The 21,501-nt window shown below is 31.2% G+C and carries 18 protein-coding genes; 16 read left to right on the forward strand and 2 right to left on the reverse strand.

All coding sequences use genetic code 11. From position 1 onward, the window contains the following. The first annotated feature begins 10 nt into the window (after window positions 1-10). From PBN93_RS01375 to thrC, 9 genes are all read left to right on the forward strand, one after another. Window positions 11-460, forward strand: a complete 450-nt coding sequence (locus tag PBN93_RS01375; RefSeq protein ID WP_013619861.1) for a Fur family transcriptional regulator — start codon at window positions 11-13, stop codon at window positions 458-460. A 13-nt stretch (window positions 461-473) separates the two neighbouring features. Beyond that, window positions 474-1,745, forward strand: a complete 1,272-nt coding sequence (locus PBN93_RS01380) for an adenylosuccinate synthase (protein WP_271081235.1) — start codon at window positions 474-476, stop codon at window positions 1,743-1,745. 134 nt (window positions 1,746-1,879) lie between these two features. After that, the gene (locus PBN93_RS01385) at window positions 1,880-3,601 is read left to right on the forward strand and encodes an OstA-like protein (RefSeq protein ID WP_271081236.1); all 1,722 of its coding nucleotides are present in this window, start codon (window positions 1,880-1,882) and stop codon (window positions 3,599-3,601) included. Window positions 3,602-3,608: 7 nt separating this feature from the next. Continuing rightward, window positions 3,609-4,790 carry an aspartate aminotransferase family protein gene (locus tag PBN93_RS01390; RefSeq protein WP_271081237.1) on the forward strand — a complete coding sequence of 394 codons (1,182 nt, stop codon included), beginning with the start codon at window positions 3,609-3,611 and terminating at the stop codon, window positions 4,788-4,790. Between the two features lie 101 nt (window positions 4,791-4,891). Then, on the forward strand, window positions 4,892-6,286 hold the full coding sequence (locus PBN93_RS01395) for a tetratricopeptide repeat protein (protein WP_077398729.1): 1,395 nt from the start codon (window positions 4,892-4,894) through the stop codon (window positions 6,284-6,286). A 36-nt stretch (window positions 6,287-6,322) separates the two neighbouring features. After that, complete coding sequence (locus PBN93_RS01400) at window positions 6,323-7,336, forward strand: DUF368 domain-containing protein (protein WP_077398731.1); 1,014 nt, start codon at window positions 6,323-6,325, stop codon at window positions 7,334-7,336. A gap of 5 nt (window positions 7,337-7,341) precedes the next feature. Further along, window positions 7,342-8,361, forward strand: a complete 1,020-nt coding sequence (locus PBN93_RS01405) for a DUF368 domain-containing protein (RefSeq protein ID WP_077398733.1) — start codon at window positions 7,342-7,344, stop codon at window positions 8,359-8,361. Further along, window positions 8,333-9,085: a shikimate dehydrogenase family protein gene (locus PBN93_RS01410; RefSeq protein ID WP_077398735.1), complete on the forward strand. Its 753-nt coding sequence runs from the start codon at window positions 8,333-8,335 to the stop codon at window positions 9,083-9,085. Before PBN93_RS01405 ends, PBN93_RS01410 begins: the two co-directional genes overlap by 29 nt. Before the next feature lie 29 nt (window positions 9,086-9,114). Further along, entirely contained in the window at window positions 9,115-10,410 is a 1,296-nt protein-coding gene (gene thrC, locus PBN93_RS01415) for a threonine synthase (protein WP_271081238.1), read from the forward strand. Here thrC and PBN93_RS01420 read toward each other — a convergent pair. Then, window positions 10,407-11,057 carry an SDR family oxidoreductase gene (locus PBN93_RS01420; protein ID WP_077398739.1) on the reverse strand — a complete coding sequence of 217 codons (651 nt, stop codon included), beginning with the start codon at window positions 11,055-11,057 and terminating at the stop codon, window positions 10,407-10,409. The genes thrC and PBN93_RS01420 overlap by 4 nt on opposite strands. Before the next feature lie 237 nt (window positions 11,058-11,294). On the opposite strand from PBN93_RS01420, the gene gcvT reads away from it, so the two are divergent. Genes gcvT through PBN93_RS01440 form a run of 4 tightly spaced genes read left to right on the forward strand, consistent with a single transcriptional unit; the run spans window position 11,295 to window position 14,498 of the window. Beyond that, entirely contained in the window at window positions 11,295-12,380 is a 1,086-nt protein-coding gene (gcvT, locus tag PBN93_RS01425) for a glycine cleavage system aminomethyltransferase GcvT (RefSeq protein ID WP_077398741.1), read from the forward strand. A 7-nt stretch (window positions 12,381-12,387) separates the two neighbouring features. Next, window positions 12,388-13,302, forward strand: a complete 915-nt coding sequence (locus PBN93_RS01430) for a glutaminase (RefSeq protein WP_077398743.1) — start codon at window positions 12,388-12,390, stop codon at window positions 13,300-13,302. Between the two features lie 15 nt (window positions 13,303-13,317). Continuing rightward, window positions 13,318-14,151, forward strand: a complete 834-nt coding sequence (locus PBN93_RS01435) for a sugar nucleotide-binding protein (RefSeq protein ID WP_271081239.1) — start codon at window positions 13,318-13,320, stop codon at window positions 14,149-14,151. Window positions 14,152-14,210: 59 nt separating this feature from the next. After that, a complete protein-coding gene (locus PBN93_RS01440; protein WP_271081240.1) occupies window positions 14,211-14,498 on the forward strand; it encodes a 4a-hydroxytetrahydrobiopterin dehydratase in 288 nt (95 codons plus the stop codon). Window positions 14,499-14,531: 33 nt separating this feature from the next. Here the strand turns inward: PBN93_RS01440 and PBN93_RS01445 are convergent, their stop codons facing one another. After that, window positions 14,532-15,482: a bile acid:sodium symporter family protein gene (locus PBN93_RS01445; RefSeq protein ID WP_077398750.1), complete on the reverse strand. Its 951-nt coding sequence runs from the start codon at window positions 15,480-15,482 to the stop codon at window positions 14,532-14,534. A gap of 156 nt (window positions 15,483-15,638) precedes the next feature. Here PBN93_RS01445 and PBN93_RS01450 point away from each other — a divergent pair, with 156 nt between their 5' ends. From PBN93_RS01450 to PBN93_RS01460, 3 genes are all read left to right on the forward strand, one after another. After that, on the forward strand, window positions 15,639-16,403 hold the full coding sequence (locus tag PBN93_RS01450) for an exodeoxyribonuclease III (protein WP_077398752.1): 765 nt from the start codon (window positions 15,639-15,641) through the stop codon (window positions 16,401-16,403). Between the two features lie 451 nt (window positions 16,404-16,854). Continuing rightward, window positions 16,855-19,185, forward strand: a complete 2,331-nt coding sequence (locus PBN93_RS01455) for a chondroitinase-B domain-containing protein (RefSeq protein ID WP_271081241.1) — start codon at window positions 16,855-16,857, stop codon at window positions 19,183-19,185. A 3-nt stretch (window positions 19,186-19,188) separates the two neighbouring features. Continuing rightward, entirely contained in the window at window positions 19,189-21,450 is a 2,262-nt protein-coding gene (locus PBN93_RS01460; RefSeq protein WP_271081242.1) for a heparinase II/III domain-containing protein, read from the forward strand. Window positions 21,451-21,501: the final 51 nt, after the last annotated feature.

Consider the following 21,501-nt stretch of genomic DNA (forward strand, 5'->3'; position numbering starts at 1 on the left):
AGAAAATACTATGGGTAGTAACAAAAATCAAGACATTGTAAAAAATGTCTTCACGACTTTTTTAGAGGAAAACGGACACAGAAAAACACCCGAACGCTACGCTATACTCCAAGAAATTTACGAAAGTGAAGATCATTTTGATATAGAATCTCTTTATATTAAAATGAAAAATAAAAACTATAGAGTAAGTAGAGCAACCTTATACAACACTATTGAACTTTTATTAGATTGTAAATTGGTACGTAAACACCAATTTGGCAAAAATCAGGCTCAGTATGAGAAATCTTATTTTGATAGGCAACATGATCATGTTATACTAACAGATACAGGTGAGGTAATGGAGTTTTGTGACCCTAGAATTCAGTCAATAAAAAAAACAATAGAAGATGTGTTTGATATTAAAATAACAAACCACTCACTATATTTTTACGGAACAAAAAACAAAAAAGAAAACAACTAACCAATTACAAGTAATGGCAGTAGATTTACTACTAGGACTCCAATGGGGAGACGAAGGAAAAGGAAAAATTGTTGATGTATTAACTAAAGATTACGATATTATCGCTCGTTTTCAAGGTGGGCCAAATGCCGGACATACCTTAGAGTTTGACGGTATTAAACACGTACTTAGAACAATACCATCTGGAATTTTTCATAAAAAAGCAATGAACGTTATTGGTAACGGTGTTGTTATAGACCCAGTTGTTTTTGTAAAAGAATTAGAAGGTTTAGACCAGTTTAATATAGATTACAAGGCTAAACTAATTATTTCTAGAAAAGCACATTTAATTTTACCAACCCACCGCTTATTAGATGCAGCTTCTGAAGCATCTAAAGGAAAAGCTAAAATTGGTTCTACATTAAAAGGTATTGGTCCAACTTATATGGATAAAACTGGTAGAAACGGTATGCGTGTTGGAGATTTAGAATTAGATTCTTGGAAAGAGAAATACCGTCATTTAGCAGATAAACATGAAACTATGATTAGTTTCTACAATGTAGATGTACAGTATGATTTAGAAGAGATGGAAGTTGAATTTTTTGATGCTGTAGAACGCTTAAAAGAATTAACTTTTATAGATAGTGAAGAATATTTAAACCAAGCCATTAAATCTGGTAAAACAATACTAGCAGAAGGCGCACAAGGATCTTTATTAGATATTGATTTTGGAACATACCCTTTTGTAACTTCTTCTAACACAACAGCAGCTGGTGCTTGTACTGGTTTAGGTATTGCTCCTAACAAGGTTAAGGAAGTTTACGGTATTTTTAAAGCTTACACTACACGTGTTGGTTCTGGCCCATTCCCTACAGAATTGTTTGATGAAGTTGGTGCCAATATGGCTAAAGTAGGCCATGAATTTGGAGCTGTAACCGGTAGGCCTCGCCGTTGTGGCTGGTTAGACCTTGTTGCGCTAAAATATGCTTGCCAAGTTAACGGTGTAACACAATTAAATATGATGAAGGGCGATGTACTTTCTGGTTTTGACAGCCTTCAAGTATGTACTGCTTATGAGTATAAAGGAGAAAAAATATCTCATTTACCTTATAACATAGAACCAGAAAATGTAAAACCTATTTATACCGAGTTTCCTTGTTGGAAAGAGGATTTAACAAAAATGACAGATCCTTCTCAATTCCCTAAAGAATTAAATGAGTACATAGATTTTCTAGAAAAAGAATTAGAAATTCCTATTAAAATTATTTCTGTTGGTCCAGATAGAAAACAGACAATTAATAGATAAACATAAAAAGCCACATTTTAAAAATGTGGTTTTTTTTATGCTACAATAGACTAAAAAGAGCATAATCTTAAATCTATGCCAATCTGTTATCAGAACAATCAAAAAAAACCTATTTTTGACCAAAATTTTAAGACTTGCTTAAATACAAATTAGTTATTGGCTTAATCTTATTTGTTTTTAGTGTTAACGCACAAAATAAATCAACAGAAAAAAAACAAATAAAAATAGTACACGGTGCTAACTTTACTAAAGATGAAGTTAAGCTACCTGGTGCATCTATATTTAGTAGAGATAGTGAAAGACAAGTAGAGTTTGAACACCAAGGAGCAACCCTTTGGTGTGATGTTGCTGTGTTTTACCCAAAAGAAAACAGACTTCTTGCGATAGACAATGTACGTATGCAGCAAGGAGACTCTATACAAATGGATAGTGGCAAACTTGAATATTTTGGAGATATTAAACTTGCAAAGGCATCTAAAAATGTGGTTTTACAAAGTCCAGATGCTACACTTACCACAGATACTTTATATTTTGACAGAGAAAAACAAGAATCTTACTACAGACATTTTGGAACTATAGTAGACACTGCTAATACAATAAAAAGTAGAATTGGTAGGTTTTTTATGGAAACCAACAAATACCAGTTGTTGGATAGTGTTACTGTAGAAAATCCTAAATACCACGTATTGTCTGAGCAAATGGATTATTACACAGATTCAGAACACGTTTATATGTATGGTCCGTCTACAATTACAGGAAAAGACTATGTAATGTATTGCGAACGCGGATATTACGATTCTAAAGTAGAAACGGGTTATGGTATAAAAAATACACGCATAGATTACAGCAATAAAATTATTGAGGGAGACAGCGTTTACTTTAACAAAAGAAAACAATTTGCATCTGCAACTAATAACATAGTAGTTACCGACACCGTAAACGATGGTGTTATTAGAGCGCATTACGCAGAAGTATACAAAGAAAAAGATTCTGTTTTTGCTACCAAAAGAGCTGTTGCTATTAATGTAATGGAGAAAGACTCTTTATATATGCATGGAGACACTTTAATGGTAACTGGCAAACCAGACAATAGAATTATACGTGCGTTTAGAGATGCAAAGTTTTTTAAAACAGATATAAGTGGTAAATGTGATTCTATACATTTTGATCAAAAAACTGGAATAACGCAACTTATTACAAACCCTATTATTTGGAATATAGACAACCAAATGACAGGAGATAGCATACATTTAATAAGCGATTTAGAGACGGATAAATTAGACTCTTTAAAGGTAATTAATAATGCTTTTATAATATCTTTAGATACAATTAGTAAAACCGGTTACAACCAAGCTAAAGGCAAAAACCTATTTGGCAAGTTTATTAATAACGAACTTAATTTTATAGATCTAGTACAAAATGTAGAGGTTATTTATTACTCTTATAATGATCAAAATGAGTTTATTGGTATAGATAAATCGCTCTGTGGTAAAGTTACTATGGAGATGAAAGAAAACGCAATAGACGTAATAACGTACTATATTAATCCAAGTGGCGACACTTTTCCTGAGGGCCAAGAACCAGAAACAGGTGTTAAATTAAAAGGTTTTGTGTGGTACGGAGACCAGCGTATTTATACCAAAGATGATATTTTTGGAGAAGATGATAACAACATTGTTCTACCCGTAATTAGAGGAATTAGCAACCCTATAGATATAGATGCTGAGGAACAAGAAAGACATAAAAACCAAGGAGATCCCATAAATAATCCGCCAAACACTAAGGCTACAAGAAAAAAAGGAACTCCAAAACCCACATTATCCAAGCCACAGTCTAAACTTAGGCAACAAAAATAAATTACAGGTGAAAAAGGACTTTTTACACTACCAAGCACAAACTAGTCCGCATCCTTTAACTTTACAAGTTTCTAGAGCTAGCGGCAGTTATATTTATGATGAAAACAACAATGCACATTTAGATTTTGTTGCAGGTGTTTCTGCTTGCACTTTAGGTCATTGTCACCCAAAAGTGGTAGATGCAATTACCAAACAAGCATCAGAATATATGCACGTTATGGTTTATGGAGAATATGTACAAGAACCAGCTGTAACCTATGCAAAGTTTTTAGCTTCCCTACTACCCCCTAATTTAGAAACTACCTATTTGGTTAATTCTGGAACGGAAGCTATAGAAGGAGCCTTAAAATTAGCCAAAAGAACCACAAAAAGACATAAAATTATTGCAGCTCGTAATTCTTACCACGGTAATACTATGGGCAGTATGAGTGTTTCGGGTGCAGAATCGCAAAAAAGCGCTTACAGGCCGCTAGTGCCTGGCACAACTTTTATAGAGTTTAACTCTGATAAAAACCTAGATAAAATTACTAAAGATACAGCTGCTGTAATTTTAGAAACAATACAAGGTGGTGCTGGTTTTATAGTACCAACAAACAACTATTTACAAAAAGTAAGAGCACGCTGTACAGCTGTTGGTGCCTTATTAATTTTAGACGAAATACAACCAGGGTTTGGTAGAACAGGTAAGCTATTTGCTTTTGAGCACTACAACTGTATACCAGACATTTTAGTTATTGGTAAAGGTATGGCCTCTGGTATGCCTGTGGGTGCTTTTGTGGCATCAAACCAAATAATGAAAAACCTACAAACCAATCCTAAACTAGGACATATTACAACTTTTGGTGGAAATCCTGTTATTGCTGCCGCAAGTTTAGCTACTTTGCAGGAATTAACTACAAGTTCGCTTATTAATGATACTCTAGAAAAAGAAAAATTGTTTAAAAAGCTCCTAAAACACAAATACATTTCAGAAATACGGGGCAAAGGTTTAATGCTAGCTGTTATGTTAATAAATGTAGATATTACAAACCATGTTGTAATGCATTGCGCTAAAAACAGACTAATATTATTTTGGTTATTATTTGAGCCCAAAGCACTACGTATTTCTCCTCCACTAACTATTTCTAATGAAGAAATTAGTAAAGGATGCAAGCTTATTTTAGAGGCTTTAGACTCCTACAAAAAGTAATTTGTTAACTATTTTGTTAATAATATACACTGTAGTATTCAAAAAAAAGTAACCTAAAACCTTACTTTTATTTTAATCTTATCAAGCAAGAAAGAATTTATATGGCATTTGAAGCTGAAGAAAGACCTGATAGACCAATAGCAAAATTTGAGTCAATGCTAAAGACAGATGACGTCTACTTCTTTGACGCGGAAGATTTTGAAGACATTATTCACCATTATTTAAACAATGGAAAAATGTCATTGGCAAAAAAAGCCATTAAAATTGGCTTAACACAACACCCAAGTACCATAGAGTTAAAACTTTTAGAAGTAGAGGTACATGTTTTTGAAAACAACCTTGAACTTGCAGAAAGTATGCTAGATAGTTTACAAACTATTGATAGCAATAATGAAGAAATATACATACAAAGAGCAAATATATTTTCTAAAAAAGACGACCATAGCAAAGCTATACAATTGTTAGAAAAGGCCTTAACCTTATCTGAAGATTCTATAGACATACATTCCTTATTAGGTATGGAACACCTTTTTATGGATAATTTTGAAGAAGCTAAAAAACATTTTATACAATGTGTTTTGTTTGATGAACATGATTATGCATCTTTATATAACATTATTTATTGTTTTGACTTTTTAGAAGATTTTGATGGTGCAATTGTATTTTTAAATGATTACCTAGAAAAAAACCCATACTGTGAGGTAGCTTGGCACCAACTAGGTAAACAGTATATAGAAAAAGGAATGTACAAAGAAGCTATTGCTGCTTTTGACTTTGCTATTATTTCTGATGACAGTTTTGTTGGCGCTTATTTTGAGAAAGGAAAAATTCTTGAAAAATTAAAACGCTACAATGAAGCTATAGAAAATTATGAAATTACCATAGAAATAGAAGATCCTTCTGCTTTTGCATACTTACGTATTGGAAAATGTCACGAAAAAATAGGAAACACAGAACTAGCTAAATTATTTTATTACAAAACTGTTCACGAAGACCCTTTATTAGATAAAGGATGGCTAGCAATTACAAGCTTTTACATTAAACAAGAAAATTATATAAAGGCTAAAGAATACATTACTAAAGCCATTAATATAGAGGAAGAAAACTTATTTTATTGGGAAAAAAGTGCATTAATACACGAAGCCTTAGGTATAATTGATGATGCAGAAATAGCCTATCAAAAAATGGTAGACCTAGGAGATTGTGAACTTAAAACCTGGTTAAACTGGAGTAGTTTAGTAATAAAAAAAGGAGATTTACACTCTGCAATTCAAATATTACAACAAGCGCTAGAGTTTTACCCAAATAATGCTGAAATTTTATACAAAATTGCTGGCTCTCATATGGTTTTAAACCAGACTATTAAAACAAAAGAGTATTTAGTAAAAGCATTACAAGTTAACGCTAAAAAAGTAGTGGTATTTAAGGCAGATTTTCCTCAGTTTAAAAATAATGAGTGGATCAACAACATTATTGTAGAATATAGTAACTCTTAAAAATAAATCTATATTTTTACGTTTTTTATTACAATTATGAAAGAACGTAACTTACTACAGTATTTAATTATTACACTAAAAGGTTTAGCAATGGGTGCAGCAGATGCTGTACCAGGAGTTTCTGGAGGTACTATTGCTTTTATTTCGGGTATTTATGAAGAGTTAATAAACACTATTAGTAATGTTAACTTATCATTATTTAAAACCTTAAAAAAAGATGGTATTAAAGCCTTCTGGAAACAAGCAAACGGTAATTTTATATTGGCCCTATTAACAGGAATAATAATTAGCTTTATTTCTTTTATGCGTTTGGCAAAATACTTAATAGAATATCACCCTATTTTAATATGGTCTTTCTTTTTTGGTTTAATTGTAGTGAGCATTTATTTTGTTGGTAAACAAATTACAAAATGGAGCGCCATAACAGTTATTGCTTTAATTATTGGTGCGGGCTTAGCTTATTATATAACTAGCTTACCTGCTTTAGCGGCAAATACAAACCCTTACTACTTACTTTTTGCCGGCGCCGTTGCCATTTGCGCAATGATTTTACCGGGTATTTCAGGGTCATTTATTTTAGTAATAATGGGCGCTTATAAGACATTAAGTGATGCATTTCATGATTTTGATTTTAAAAAAATAGCTCTATTTGCTACGGGAGCGTTAATTGGGCTACTTAGTTTTAGTAGAATTTTAAAATGGTTATTTAAAAATTACCACAATACAACCCTGGCACTTTTAACAGGTTTTATACTAGGTTCATTAAATAAAGTGTGGCCATGGAAAAAAACAATAACCGTAATGATTGATGAAACAGGAGAAATTGTTCCTTTTAGTAGTGTTTCGGATCTTGGTACACTTGCTGTACACCAAAAAAATATCAATAATTTTGAATCTTTAAAAACAGTTACCGAGCAAAGTATTATACCAATAAAATACTCAGAATTAAACCATTATATAGACCCACAAACTATGGTGGCAATTGCATTAATGGTAACAGGTTTTTTAACTATTTTTATACTAGAAAAAATAGCTACAAAAAACAAATAACTATAATGGCACATACTAGAACATCTTTAGACAAGTTTCTCCTTGTTGTAAAAGGACTATGTATGGGTGCTGCCAATAAAGTACCAGGCGTATCTGGCGGTATAGTGGCGTTTGTTGCTGGATTTTATGAAGAGTTTATATACTCTCTTCAAAAATTTAATTTTAAAGCTTTAAAACTGCTTTTAAATGGCAGACTTAAAAGTTTTTTTACTTACATAAATGGCAACTTTATTAGCTTGCTAATTTTTGGTATGTTGGTAAGTTATTTTAGTGTATCAAAAATTTTAGATTATTTTTTAGAACACAATGAGCTTAACGTTTGGTCCTGCTTTTTTGGTCTAATTATAGGCTCTATTTACTACATTGCTAAGGACTTTGACTATTGGAATAAGAAAACCATTTTTGCTGCAATAATTGGGTTACTAATAGGTGTGTCTATAAGTTTTTTAAATCCTGCTAAAGAAAATGACAATCTTTTGTTTATTTTCTTTTGTGGTATTATTAGTGTTTCTGGTATGACACTTCCAGGTTTATCTGGTTCTTTTATTTTAATATTACTAGGAAACTACGTATTACTCTTAGTGGATTCTGTTAACGCATTATACGACACTTTTGCGGAAATAATTAAAGGCGATTTTAGTTTTACAAAAAATACAGAGCGATTAAACACTTTAACCATACTTGGTGTTTTTACTACTGGTTCTGCTGTTGGTTTAGTAACACTATCTCATATCATAAGTTACGTTTTAAAACACTTTAAACATATAACTACAGCTGTTATTTTGGGCTTTATAACTGGTTCTCTTGGTGTTGTTTGGCCTTGGAAAAAAACCGTGTATAAAGTAGATGAGTTTGGGAATATATTAATAGACTCCAACGGAAACCAAATTATTCAGAATTATTCTCGCTATTTTCCAGATTTTGTGATATCTGAAACTTGGTGGGCAGTTTTTTTTGTAGTTATAGGAATAAGTATTTTATTAGGCCTAGATTGGTATGGAAAAAACAGAAAAACAAAAGTATAAATATGGTTTAATAGGAAAGGATATTGAATATTCTTTCTCCAGAAACTACTTTACCCAAAAGTTTAAAAAACTTGGGTTAAGCAACTGTGTATATGTAAATTTTGATTATCAAAATATTAATGAATTTAAAACTACCTTAAAAAACAATACCAACATTAAAGGTTGCAATGTTACCATACCTTATAAACAAAGTATTATACCGTTTTTAACTAGTTTAGACGCAAAAGCAAAAGCTATAGGAGCTGTAAACACTATTAAATTTACAGAAAACGGATTAATTGGTTACAATACAGATGCATACGGATTTAAAAAATCTATAGAACCTCATTTAAAAAAACATCACAAAAGAGCTTTAATTTTAGGTACTGGTGGAGCATCTAAGGCAGTAAAATATGTATTAGAAGAATTAGATATTATATGTACATATGTTTCCAGATCACCTAAAGAAAATCAATTTACATATGCAGAATTAAGCAGTAGCATTTTAAAAAACCATACCGTAATAGTTAACTGTACTCCTTTAGGAACACACCCTAACATTACAGATAAACCGGCTATTCCCTACCAATATTTAACAAAAGAACATTTGCTTTTTGATTTAATTTACAACCCAGACAAAACAGCATTTTTAAGCGCAGGAGAAAAACAAGGGGCTGCCATTAGTAACGGACAACATATGTTAGAATACCAAGCAGAAGAGTCTTGGAGAATTTGGAACAGCTAAAAAAAATTAAATTTAGAATACCTTAAATAATGAATTACTACTCGTTAAACAAAAAAGCACCCAATACTACATTTAAAAATGCAGTAATTAAGGGTTTGGCACCAGATAAAGGATTATACTTTCCTGAAAGTATTACCCCCTTACCCGAGGATTTCTTTAAAAACATAGATAATTTATCTAATATAGAAATTGCTTTTGCCGCCATTAAGCAATTTGTTTCTCCAGAAATTCCAGAGGATGTTTTAAAAACTATTGTAGAAGAAACGCTGTCTTTTGATTTTCCTGTTATTCAGCTAAATGAAAACGTATCTACATTAGAACTTTTTCACGGACCAACAATGGCATTTAAAGATGTTGGGGCTCGTTTTATGGCTCGTTGTCTTGGCTATTTTAATAAAGATAACACCAATGAGGTAACTGTTTTGGTAGCAACATCTGGAGATACCGGTGGTGCCGTGGCAAATGGATTTTTAGGTGTAAAAGGTGTTAATGTAGTTATTTTATATCCTAGCGGAAAAGTAAGTGACATACAAGAAAAGCAATTAACAACTTTAGGGCAAAACATAACTGCTTTAGAGGTAGATGGCGTTTTTGATGACTGCCAAGATATGGTAAAACGTGCATTTTTAGATGAAGAACTAACAAGTAAAATGCAACTAACCTCTGCAAACTCAATTAACGTAGCTCGTTGGTTACCTCAACTTTTCTACTTTATGTTTGCATACAAACAACTACACAATTCTCATAAAAACATTGTATTTTCTGTACCAAGCGGTAATTTTGGTAATATATGTGCTGGTATGATGGCGCAGCAGTTAGGTCTGCCAATTCGTAAGTTTATAGCTTCAAACAATAAAAATAATGTTGTTACTAATTATTTAAAAACTGAAGAGTATACTCCAAAACCATCTATACAAACCATAAGTAATGCTATGGATGTTGGTAACCCTAGTAACTTTATTCGCATACAGGAAATATATAAAAATAACTTTGCAGACCTAAAAGATAATTTGTCTTCTTTTAGCTTTTCTGATGAAGAAACAAAAGAAGCTCTTGCACATATTTACAAAACTTATAACTATGTTGCAGATCCACACGGAGCTGTTGGTTACTTAGGCTGCAAAGAATATCTAAAAAAGAATAAAGATGTACATTGTGTGTTTTTAGAAACAGCACACCCAACAAAATTTTTAGATGTGGTTGAAGAAGTAATTAAAGAAAAACAACCATTACCAGAGCAAATACAAGAGGTTATGCATAAAACAAAAGTAGCTACCAAAATTGGCAGCTACAATGAGTTAAAATCTTATTTATTAAATAATTAAGCTTTTACAGTAGAAAATTTGTCTAAAGCCTCACCTATTAAAGTATCTCCTTTAATAATTTCAAAAGTGACTTTGTTTGCTACATCATCATTTAATGTTCTTACTAATGTTTGGGCAACATCATTTCTACTAATTTCACCTCTTTTATGTAACTTTTCTTGGAGCTCTATTTGGTTATGGGGCTCCTTATTAGTTAATGATCCAGGGCGCACAATACTATAATTTAATCCACTTGTTTTTAAGTATTCATCTGCGTTATGCTTTGCCTTTAAGTATTCTTGCAGCTCCTCTGCCTCCTCCGGCTTATCTGCTCCCATAGAACTTAACATTACAAACTTTTTAATGTTGTTTTGTTTAGATGCATCAATTAATCTTTTTGCTCCTTCTTGGTCTACCTCTACTACTTTTTTTCCTCCAGACCCGGCAGCAAAAAGCACCTTATCTACATTTTCTATTTTATTAAATACTTTATCTACATCGCCCTCTAAGTCTCCAAGAACAGTATCTATTTGTTTTGCTTTAAAATATTCTTTTTGCTCTTCTTTTCTAACCATTGCTATAGGGTTAAAATATTGAGATTCTTTTAAAAGGTTTACTATTTGTTTTCCTGTGGTACCATTGGCACCGGCTACTAATATATTTTCCATATTCTTAGTATAACATCTAACAAGGCCAATTCCTAAAATTTTAACTTGTTTAACGTAAGCTTAATAGAAATTAACATAGTTTATACACACTAATTTTTGCTTATTTTTTTAGCGCAATGAGAAGTCAAAAAACTAGAGAACAACCTATTTTAATACCTATGCAAATTTATAAAACAAACAATTTTCGATACCTTTGACAAAAAAACTAACAATAGTCTAATTATATAAATTGTTTTAATGAAAAATACTGCATTAACATCTACTCACGAGGCACTTGGCGCTAAAATGGTTCCTTTTGCTGGTTACAATATGCCTGTTTCTTATGCTGGTGTAAATATAGAACACGAAACTGTACGTAACGGTGTTGGCGTTTTTGATGTGTCGCATATGGGTGAATTTTTAATTGAAGGTCCTAATGCATTAGATTTAATACAAAAAGTAACATCTAATGACGCATCTAAATTAGTAGTTGGTAAAGCTCAGTACAGCTGTTTACCTAATGAAACTGGTGGTATTGTAGATGATCTTATTGTTTACAAATTAAAAGATGAGCAGTATTTACTAGTTGTTAATGCTTCTAATATTGATAAAGATTGGAACCACATAACTAAATACAATGAAACTATAAATGCAGAAATGCGTAACATATCTGAAGGATACTCTTTATTAGCTATACAAGGTCCTAAGGCTATTGAAGCTATGCAGTCTGTTACATCTGTAGATTTAGCTACTATTAAATTTTATACTTTTGAAGTTGCAGATTTTGCTGGGATAGAAAATGTCATTATTTCTGCTACGGGTTATACTGGTTCTGGAGGATTTGAAATTTATTGTAAAAACGAAGAAGTAAAACAAATTTGGGATGCTGTTTTTAAAGCAGGTGCAGATTTTGGTATTGCACCTATTGGATTAGCTGCTAGAGATACGCTACGTTTAGAAATGGGTTATTGTTTGTATGGGAATGACATAAATGATACAACTTCTCCTTTTGAAGCTGGTTTAGGATGGATTACCAAATTCACCAAAGATTTTGTTAATAGTGATGCTTTAGCTGTACAAAAAGCAAACGGACCAGAACGTAAACTAATTGCTTTTGAACTTACAGAAAGAGGTATTCCTAGACACGATTATGATATAGTAGATGCAGATGGTGCTAAAATTGGTGTAGTTACCTCTGGTACTATGTCACCATCTCTTAACAAAGGTATTGGCTTAGGCTATGTACCAACGGATTTATCTAGTGCAGGTACAGAAATTTTTATACAGATTAGAAAAAAGGCAGTTGCTGCAACTGTTGTAAAATTACCTTTTTATAAGGCATAATTTTTATATGATAGATTTTCAAGGTATTATCAACAACATTCATAACAACTTAAGTAAAGAAGAGGTTAAGGGTGTTGTTGCATCTTACATTCCAGAATTATTTAAACAAACCACTAATAGTTTTGGTATTTACCTGCATTGTATTAATGGAGAAAGTTATGCTGTTGGTGATGCATACACACCTTTTTCTATACAAAGTATATCAAAAGTTTTAGCACTATCTAAAGCAATAGCGTTTGAGGATAATAATATATGGCAACGTGTAGATGTTGAGCCCTCTGGAAACCCTTTTAACCATTTATCGTTGCTAGAATTAGAAAACGGTATACCAAGAAACCCTTTAATAAATTCTGGGGCATTAGTAATTGCAGATATATTGGTTACACATTTAAAAAATCCTAAAAAAGACTTTTTAAACTATGTAAGAACCATTGCTAATGACCAGACAATAAATTACAATACGGATGTAGCTGCATCTGAAAAAAGAACTGGTTACACAAATTATGCAGCAGCCAACCTTTTAAAGTCTTTTAACAACCTAAATAATAATGTAGAGGATGTTTTAGATTTTTATTTTCACCAGTGTTCTATAGATATGAGCTGTGCGCAATTAGCCAATGCTTTTTATTTATTTGCCAATAGTGGTAAGTGTATAAACCATATACAGCACATACCTATTAGCCAGGCAAAACGTATTAACGCAATTATGCTTACTTGTGGTTTTTATGATGAAGCAGGAGAATTTGCCTTTAGAGTAGGTTTACCAGGCAAGAGTGGTGTTGGTGGCGGAATTGTAGCGCTATTACCAAATAACTTTATTATTTCTACTTGGGCTCCAGGCTTAAACCCTAAAGGAAATTCATTATTAGGAATGCAAGCTTTGGAGCAATTTACGACTGAGACTAAAATCTCTATTTTTTAAGAACTAAAGTGCGTAATGAAGGAGAAGAAATCTAAAGATAGAATTTTAATTCTAGGAGCAAGTGGCTTTATAGGTAATGCAATTTACAAAGAGCTGTATGCGTATTATGACACCTATGGCACCTATTGCTTTAATAACAAAAAATTTGAAGATAATGGACAGTTTTTTTATTACAATGTTGAAGAAACAGACATTTATGAACTGTTAGAAATTGTAAAGCCTAATTATATTATATCTGCTATTCGTGGTAATTTTGCCGCACAAGTATTGGCTCACCAACATATAGTAGAATATGTTACTAAGCACAATACCAAATTAATCTTTTTATCTTCGGCCAATGTTTTTGATGCTTACAGCAAATACCCTTCTTATGAGTTAGACAAAACATTGTCTTTAAGTATTTATGGGCGTTTAAAAATTAAGATTGAAAATATGTTGCTTAGATTACCTAAAAATAAAGCTATTATTGTACGCTTACCTATGGTGTTTGGTAATAACACACCAAGAATTAGGGAAATAAAAAATTTGCTTCAACTTAAAGAACCTATTGAGGTTTTTCCTAATTTAATTTTTAATGTTACCTATATAGACAAACTTACCCAACAATTACATTACATCATTAACCATAAAAAAACTGGTGTTTTTCATTTAGGAAGTACAGATTTGGTACATCATGAAGACTTTATTAAAGAAATAGTATCTAAAATAGGATTATATAACCCTGTGTATAAAAGAGTTTTTACTTCTAACGATGATAGGTATTTAGCCGTGCTTCCAAAAAACAATAAACTACCTAAACATTTACAAATTACTTACCAAGATACTATAGATCATCATCTTTTTTCCTAATAAATAGATTATTACATAACTACTTCTTGTAACTTTGCAATACACTAAATTTTATACCGATGCAAAAATATACAACTGAAGAAATAACAAGTAAATTAAACAACTTAGATGGTTGGGATTATACTGATGGCGCTTTAGAAACTACGTTTGAGTTTAAAAATTTTAAAGAAACTTTTTGCGTTATGACGCGTATTGCTTTTGAATGTGAATTACAAGATCACCACCCAGATTGGACTAACGTTTATAATACACTTACCATACGCCTTAATACTCACGATGCAGGAGGAGTTACAGAAAAAGATTTTGCACTGGCTAAAACTATTGAAGAGATTATAGACAGTGAATAAATATATAACCTAGCCATTATACGCTAGGTTTTTTTATATCTTTCTTTTTGCCAATTTACTTGCAATTACACTAATTATTAAAATTTGGGTTGCGTGAAAAAGCATTATGGGCAACAATACAATTCCTATTACTGCCATATTACCAAATATTATTTTAGAAAAAACTGTACCATGTACTAATGATTTTTTTGTGCCGCAAAACTGAGCCGTAATTTTATCTTCTATATTAAAATTAAGCTTTGCAGCTATAAAACCTGTACTAAAATAAGTAATAGTAAAAAGAACTAGCACACCAACTAAAAGAAATAACAAGTCTAATACAGAAATAGCACTAAAAACATTGTCTGTAAATGAAGATGAAAAACTTTTGTAAATTATTAATAATATAATAGACTTGTCAAACAAGGTAATTTTATTACTATGTTTTTGTGCAAATGTACCCCAGTAACGTTGTAATAGTAAGCCAAGTACAACTGGCATTATTATTTGTACAATTAGTTTTATGTAAATGTCTATAAAGTTAAAACTAGCTTGGTCATTGGTTACAAATAACCCCATCCAAAGTGGGGTAACCAAAACACCTATTATACCCGATATACTTGCATTAAAAATTGCAGCCGGCATATTTCCTTTGGCTATAGACACCATTACAACAGATGAAGATACTGTAGATGGTAATGCTGCTAAAAAAAAGAATGCAAGCCAAATAGTTTCTTGTTCTTGGTTTTGTAAAAGTGGTTTAACTAACAAAACCAAAACAGGAAACAATACAAAAGTAGCTGCTTGTACTAAAATATGTAGTTTCCAATTTTTTAAACCAGCTTTTAGTTTAGACGGACTTAATTTTAATCCATAAAAAAAGAAAATTAAAGAAATACCAATACCGCTAATGGTATTTATAAAATTCATAGCTCCCCACTGCGGAAAAAAATAAGCAAAAACAATGGCAACTATTATAAACAATACAAATTTATCAATCTTCATAATCAATTTTTATAAAATACAATATTAAGCACTTGTTGCTTTACTTTTAAAATATTCTACTTTAAAATACATTTATTTTTAAGGTTAAACCAATTCAATTTTTTAATTTCATCCTAGAAATACACTATTCTATTTTAAACCATAAAATAAAGACTAATGCACATAGTATCTTGGAACGTAAATGGCATACGTGCTGTTGTAAAAAAAGAGTTTTTTGAATCTGTAAAATATATGAATCCAGATATACTTTGTATTCAAGAAACTAAAGCACAAGACAATGAGGTTGCTAAAGCACTTTCTCCATTAAAAAACTTTGACTTAACCTCTAATTCTGCAGATAAAAAGGGATATTCTGGAACTGCAACATTAAGTAGTACTGAGCCTATAAGCGTTAAAGAAGATATTGGTATAGAAACACACGAAACCGAAGGCAGAGTACTTTGTACTGAATACGAAAATTTTTACTTAGTAAATGTTTACGTACCTAATTCTGGCCAAAAGTTAGACAGGCTGGACTATAGAAAACAATGGGATAAAGATTTTTTAACCTATTTAAAGAATTTAGAAAAGAAAAAACCTGTTATTGCTTGTGGAGATTTTAATGTGGCACACAAAGCAATAGACCTAAAAAATGATAAAAGCAACTACAATAAAACTGCTGGCTACACACAAACCGAAATTGATGGTATGGATAATTTTATTGCAGAAGGTTTTGTAGATTCTTTTAGACTACTGCATCCTGATGAAGTTGCCTATACATTTTGGAGTTACCGTTTTAAATCTAGAGAACGTAATACGGGTTGGCGTATAGATTATTTTTTGGTGAGTAAATCTATTGAAGATAAAATAAAGGAAGTTACTATTTTTAGTGACATTATGGGATCTGACCACTGCCCTATTGGACTTAAAATTGATTTTTAACGAAAGCTATTAAATACATAAAACGCCTATAGAATAAAAATTTCTATAGGCGTTTTTTAGTGTTATTAATTCTTATAATTTATTCAAGTTATTAAATATTTATAAATGCATATTTATATTTTAGTCACTACCTTAAATTATAACATTGTATCTATATGACGTAAATTACAAAAGTTATAAAACAACATTTTATAACTCTACAGAAATATTCTGTCACAGAGTTAAAATTCTTCATTTCAGGTATTCTATAAATTACTAGTGTACAATTCTCTTGCACGCCAGTATTAACAATGCAATAATAAAAAAATAACACCTTATTAACCCGTTACTAACTACGTATTTTTTTGTTTATTTTTTTACACTATTAATAATTTAACAGCCAATAAATTACATTTTTAATTTATAATATCTATATTTGGTAAACCAATCTGGTTAACCAATTTTATATTTTATGCAAAAACATATATTTTACCTAGCATTTGTAGTACTTATAAGCATTACTTCATGTACTAAAAAAAAGAACACTGTAACTACTTTAAATGAATTTAACACTGCTGTTAAAAATGCAAAGCCTGGAGATGTAATTACACTAGCAAATGGTGTATGGAATAATACTGAGCTACTTTTTGCAGCCAAAGGAACTGCAGAAAAGCCTATTACATTAACTGTAGAAGAAAAAGGAAAAGTTACTTTAGAAGGCCAATCTAATTTACGTATTTCAGGAGAGCACTTAGTAATAAATGGTTTAATTTTTAAAAATGGTTATACACCTACCAATGAGGTCATCTCTTTTAAACAAGATGCTAAAACACTTGCTAATAATACCAGATTAACAGAATGTGTAATAGATAATTTTAGTAACCCAGAACGTCATGAACCAGATACTTGGGTTGCCATATACGGTAAAAATAACCGAATTGACCACAACCATTTAACTGGTAAAAAAAATAGAGGTGTTACTATGACGGTTAGGTTAAACTCAAAAGAAAGTCAAGACAACAATCATAAAATAGATCATAACTATTTTGGACCTAGGCAAAATTTGGGTTCTAACGGTGGCGAAACTTTGCGTATTGGAACAAGTCATTTCTCAAGAACAAACTCTAACACTATAGTAGAAAATAATTTTTTTGACAGATGCAACGGAGAACATGAAATAATCTCTAACAAATCTTGCCAAAACACATATAAAAATAACGTTTTTTACGAATGTACAGGTACATTAACTATGCGCCATGGTAACAGAACTTTAGTAGATGGCAATGTATTTATAGGCAACAACAAACCTAGCACTGGTGGTATTAGAATTATTAACGGTGAACAAACTGTAGTAAATAATTATGGCATTGGTTTAACAGGATACCGTTTTAGAGGTGCCTTTGTTATAATGAACGGTATTTACAACTCACCAATTAATAGGTACGACCAAGTTAAAGATGCTGTTGTAAAAAATAACACATTTGTTAATAGCAACCACATTCAATTATGCGCTGGTAGTGATGAGGAACGTAGCGCTCCTCCTGTTAATTCTATTATGGAAGACAACATATTTTACAATGAAAGTAAAGATTCTATATTTACGGTTTATGATGACATAAGTGGTATAGCATTTAAAAATAACATTATTAGTAAAAATATAAAATCTATTACAGAAACAGGTTTTGTTAGTAAAGATCTAAAATGGAAAAAAAACACAGACGGATTGTTAGTTCCTACAGAAGCTAACATAACAGCAGGCGCTAAGTTACCTAACGCAATTCTTAAAAAAGAAGATACTGGTGTTAACTGGTACTCTAAAGAAGATACTGCTATAGCATTTGGATCTGGAAAAAAAATTACAGTAGAACCTGGTTTAAATACATTGTTTAATGCTGTAAATAATTCTTCTGCCGGAGATATATTAGAACTTACTGCTGGTGAAACATATACTTTATCAAAAACAATTGCTATTAATCACCCTATAAGTGTAATATCAAACTCAAATAAAAAACCAACCATATTGTTTGAAAAGAAAACCCTATTTGAAATTAATAATGGTGGTAGCTTAAAACTAAATGGAATTAATTTTGATGGTGAAAACGCTCCAGACAGAACAGGAAATTCCGTGATTACAACTAGTAAGTATTCTATGAATAAGAACTACAAATTATTTATAGATAATTGTGACTTTGTAAACTTAGATGTCAATCATTCTTTTGATGCTGTAATGGTTTACAAAAACACATTTGCAGATACAATTAGTATTAAAAACTCAAAATTTAATACCATTAGCGGTAACGTATTGGCTTTAGATAAAGAAACAGAAGATATTGGCATTTACAATGCAGAATATGTGATTATAAAAAACAACAGCTTTAGCAATGTAAATGGAGCCGTATTAAGTTTATACAGGGGTGGAAAAGATGAAAGTACTTTTGGGCCATTTTTAGAACTAGATCATAACACTTTTAATGAAATTGGGTATGGTAAAAGAAACAAATACAACGCTGCCATTAATTTGTATGGCGTACAAGTTAATGCTATTACCAACAACTTGTTTAACAACACAAAATCACTAAAAATGCATTTAGTAGTTGGCGAGCCAATAGTAGATATTTTAAACAATAATTTTTATAAGTCTGATGGTCTAGTAGTTACGGGCGACCAAAAATACAATGTAAAAAACCTATGGAATATAGCTCCTAATTTTAATAAAGGTAGCTATACACTGTCTAGTAATAATACAGGCCTTTTAAACAATGGTACCGACGGTAAAAATTTAGGTGTAATAAGTAATAATTAAATAATGATTGTAAAAAAATATATTTACATTGTTCTTTTATGCTGTCTTTGTGCTTGCAAAAAAGATAAGGTAGTTGCTACTAAAGCAAAAGAACAAAAAGTAACTAACCATCCAAATTTAATACTTACCGCACAAGGTGTAAAAAATATTAAAGCTCAACTTGGCACAATACCTTTGTTTGATAAAACTTTAGAAGATGTTAAACAAGAAGTAAATGCGGAGATTAGTAAAGGTATTGCTGTTCCTATCCCTAAAGATTTTTCTGGAGGCTATACACATGAACAGCACAAAAAGAACTTTTTAATATTACAAAAAGCTGGTGTTCTTTATCAAATTTTAGATGATGAAAAATATGCCGTATATGTAAGAGATATGTTTCTAGAGTATGCAAAATTGTACCCTACACTTCCTTTACACCCACAAGAAAGATCTTATGCAAGAGGAAAACTTTTTTGGCAGTGCTTAAATGACTCTAATTGGTTGGTATATGCTAGCCAAGCATACGATTGTATTTATAATTGGTTATCTAAAGAAGAAAGAGATCATTTAGAAAAAGATTTATTTATTCCGTTTGCTAATTTTATATCAGAAGAAAATCCACAGTTTTTTAATAGAGTACACAACCATAGTACCTGGGGTAATGTTGCTGTTGGTATGATTGCATTAGTAATGGATAATGATGAGTTATTACAAAAAGCACTTTACGGATTAAAAACAGATTCTATTGCTGCTAATTTAAAAGATGATGATGGTGGCTTTATAAAAAATAAAAATCAAAAGGTAGGTTTTTTAGCAAATTTAGATGAACCTTTTTCTCCTGACGGCTATTATACTGAAGGTCCTTATTACCAAAGGTATGCTATGTACCCATTTTTAATTTTTGCACAAGCACTAGAAAATAAAAAACCTGAACTTAAAATTTTTGAGCATAAAAATGCAGTACTAACAAAAGCTGTAGAAGCATTAATTAACCTAACTGATAAAGATGGAGAGTTCTACACAATTAATGATGCGCAAAAAGGAATGTCTTATTTCTCTAGAGAATTGGTAACTGCTGTAGATATTGCTTACCATTACGGAGGCAATAAACCAGAACTATTAAACATTGCTAAAAAACAAAACAAAGTTAATTTAGACGATACAGGCTTAGCCGTAGCCTTAGGTTTAAAAAATAAATTAGAAAAACCTTTTATAAAAAAATCAGTTACGTTAACAGATGGGCCTAACGGCAAACAAGGAGGAATTACTGTTTTACGCAATAAAAATTTAGAAGTGATTTTTAAGTACACTGCCCAAGGATTAAGCCACGGTCATTACGACAAATTATCATTTTTTATGTTTAATAATGGCTCAGAGGTTATACAAGATTATGGCTTGGCAAGGTTTGTTAATATAGAACAAAAAGGTGGTGGTAATTACTTAAAAGAAAATACTACTTGGGCAAAACAAACCATAGCTCACAATACAATAGTGCAAAACCAAACTTCTCATTTTAATGGCGAATACAGTGTAGGTAGCAAAAATCATTCTAACCAATACTTATTTAATATTTCTAAAAAAATAAAAGTGGTTAGCGCTAAAGAAAATAACGCCTACCCTGGCACGGAATTACACAGAACTTTAGCCTTAATTTCAGATACAACTTTTATACAAGAGCCATTTGTTTTAGATATTTTCAATGTTTCTGGTACATCTCCAAACAAATACGATTTGCCTTTTTATTACCAAGGTCAAATAATGCAAACCAATTTAAATTATAATCAACAAAATACATTAAAAACACTTGGAACCAAAAATGGCTACCAACATTTATTTGTAGAGGCTTTAGCTGATGCTCCTAAGGATAATTTAAAATTTAATTGGATGCACAATAATGTATTTTACACTTTAACTTCTGCTACACAAGCAACAGACAAAATTATTTTTGCAAGAATTGGTGCTAACGATCCAGAATACAATTTAAGAAGAGATCCTACTTTAATCATCAGAAAAAATAATACAAAAAACGCACTATACGTAAATTCAATAGAAGCACACGGTAGTTATAGTCCGGTGTCCGAGTTCTCTATAAATGCCTACAGTAGTATATCTAAAATAGAAACAGTGTTAAATAGTAAAAACTATAGTGCCATACGTATTACAAATAACAATAAACAGTCTAAGCTTTTTATTATTTGTAATACAAACTCAGATAAGAACGCTACACATACTATTAGTGTAAATAATAAAGAATTTAACTGGGTAGGTCCATACATATTTAACTAACTTAATTTATTAGCATATGACAAAATTAAAAGCCCGTTACTACCTATAACA

Origin of the sequence: Cellulophaga omnivescoria (assembly GCF_027915275.1) — a bacterium.
GTDB lineage: Bacteria > Bacteroidota > Bacteroidia > Flavobacteriales > Flavobacteriaceae > Cellulophaga > Cellulophaga omnivescoria.

Bases quoted from the DNA above. Each gene is read 5' to 3' on its own strand.
- PBN93_RS01405 (WP_077398733.1), top strand. From the start codon at position 7,342: ATGGCACATACTAGAACATCTTTAGACAAGTTTCTCCTTGTTGTAAAA.
- PBN93_RS01430 (WP_077398743.1), top strand. From the start codon at position 12,388: ATGATAGATTTTCAAGGTATTATCAACAACATTCATAACAACTTAAGT.
- PBN93_RS01455 (WP_271081241.1), top strand. From the start codon at position 16,855: ATGCAAAAACATATATTTTACCTAGCATTTGTAGTACTTATAAGCATT.
- PBN93_RS01395 (WP_077398729.1), top strand. From the start codon at position 4,892: ATGGCATTTGAAGCTGAAGAAAGACCTGATAGACCAATAGCAAAATTT.
- PBN93_RS01420 (WP_077398739.1), bottom strand. From the start codon at position 11,057: ATGGAAAATATATTAGTAGCCGGTGCCAATGGTACCACAGGAAAACAA.
- PBN93_RS01450 (WP_077398752.1), top strand. From the start codon at position 15,639: ATGCACATAGTATCTTGGAACGTAAATGGCATACGTGCTGTTGTAAAA.
- gcvT (WP_077398741.1), top strand. From the start codon at position 11,295: ATGAAAAATACTGCATTAACATCTACTCACGAGGCACTTGGCGCTAAA.
- thrC (WP_271081238.1), top strand. From the start codon at position 9,115: ATGAATTACTACTCGTTAAACAAAAAAGCACCCAATACTACATTTAAA.
- PBN93_RS01380 (WP_271081235.1), top strand. From the start codon at position 474: ATGGCAGTAGATTTACTACTAGGACTCCAATGGGGAGACGAAGGAAAA.
- PBN93_RS01400 (WP_077398731.1), top strand. From the start codon at position 6,323: ATGAAAGAACGTAACTTACTACAGTATTTAATTATTACACTAAAAGGT.
- PBN93_RS01410 (WP_077398735.1), top strand. From the start codon at position 8,333: ATGGAAAAAACAGAAAAACAAAAGTATAAATATGGTTTAATAGGAAAG.
- PBN93_RS01440 (WP_271081240.1), top strand. From the start codon at position 14,211: ATGCAAAAATATACAACTGAAGAAATAACAAGTAAATTAAACAACTTA.
- PBN93_RS01445 (WP_077398750.1), bottom strand. From the start codon at position 15,482: ATGAAGATTGATAAATTTGTATTGTTTATAATAGTTGCCATTGTTTTT.
- PBN93_RS01375 (WP_013619861.1), top strand. From the start codon at position 11: ATGGGTAGTAACAAAAATCAAGACATTGTAAAAAATGTCTTCACGACT.
- PBN93_RS01435 (WP_271081239.1), top strand. From the start codon at position 13,318: ATGAAGGAGAAGAAATCTAAAGATAGAATTTTAATTCTAGGAGCAAGT.
- PBN93_RS01460 (WP_271081242.1), top strand. From the start codon at position 19,189: ATGATTGTAAAAAAATATATTTACATTGTTCTTTTATGCTGTCTTTGT.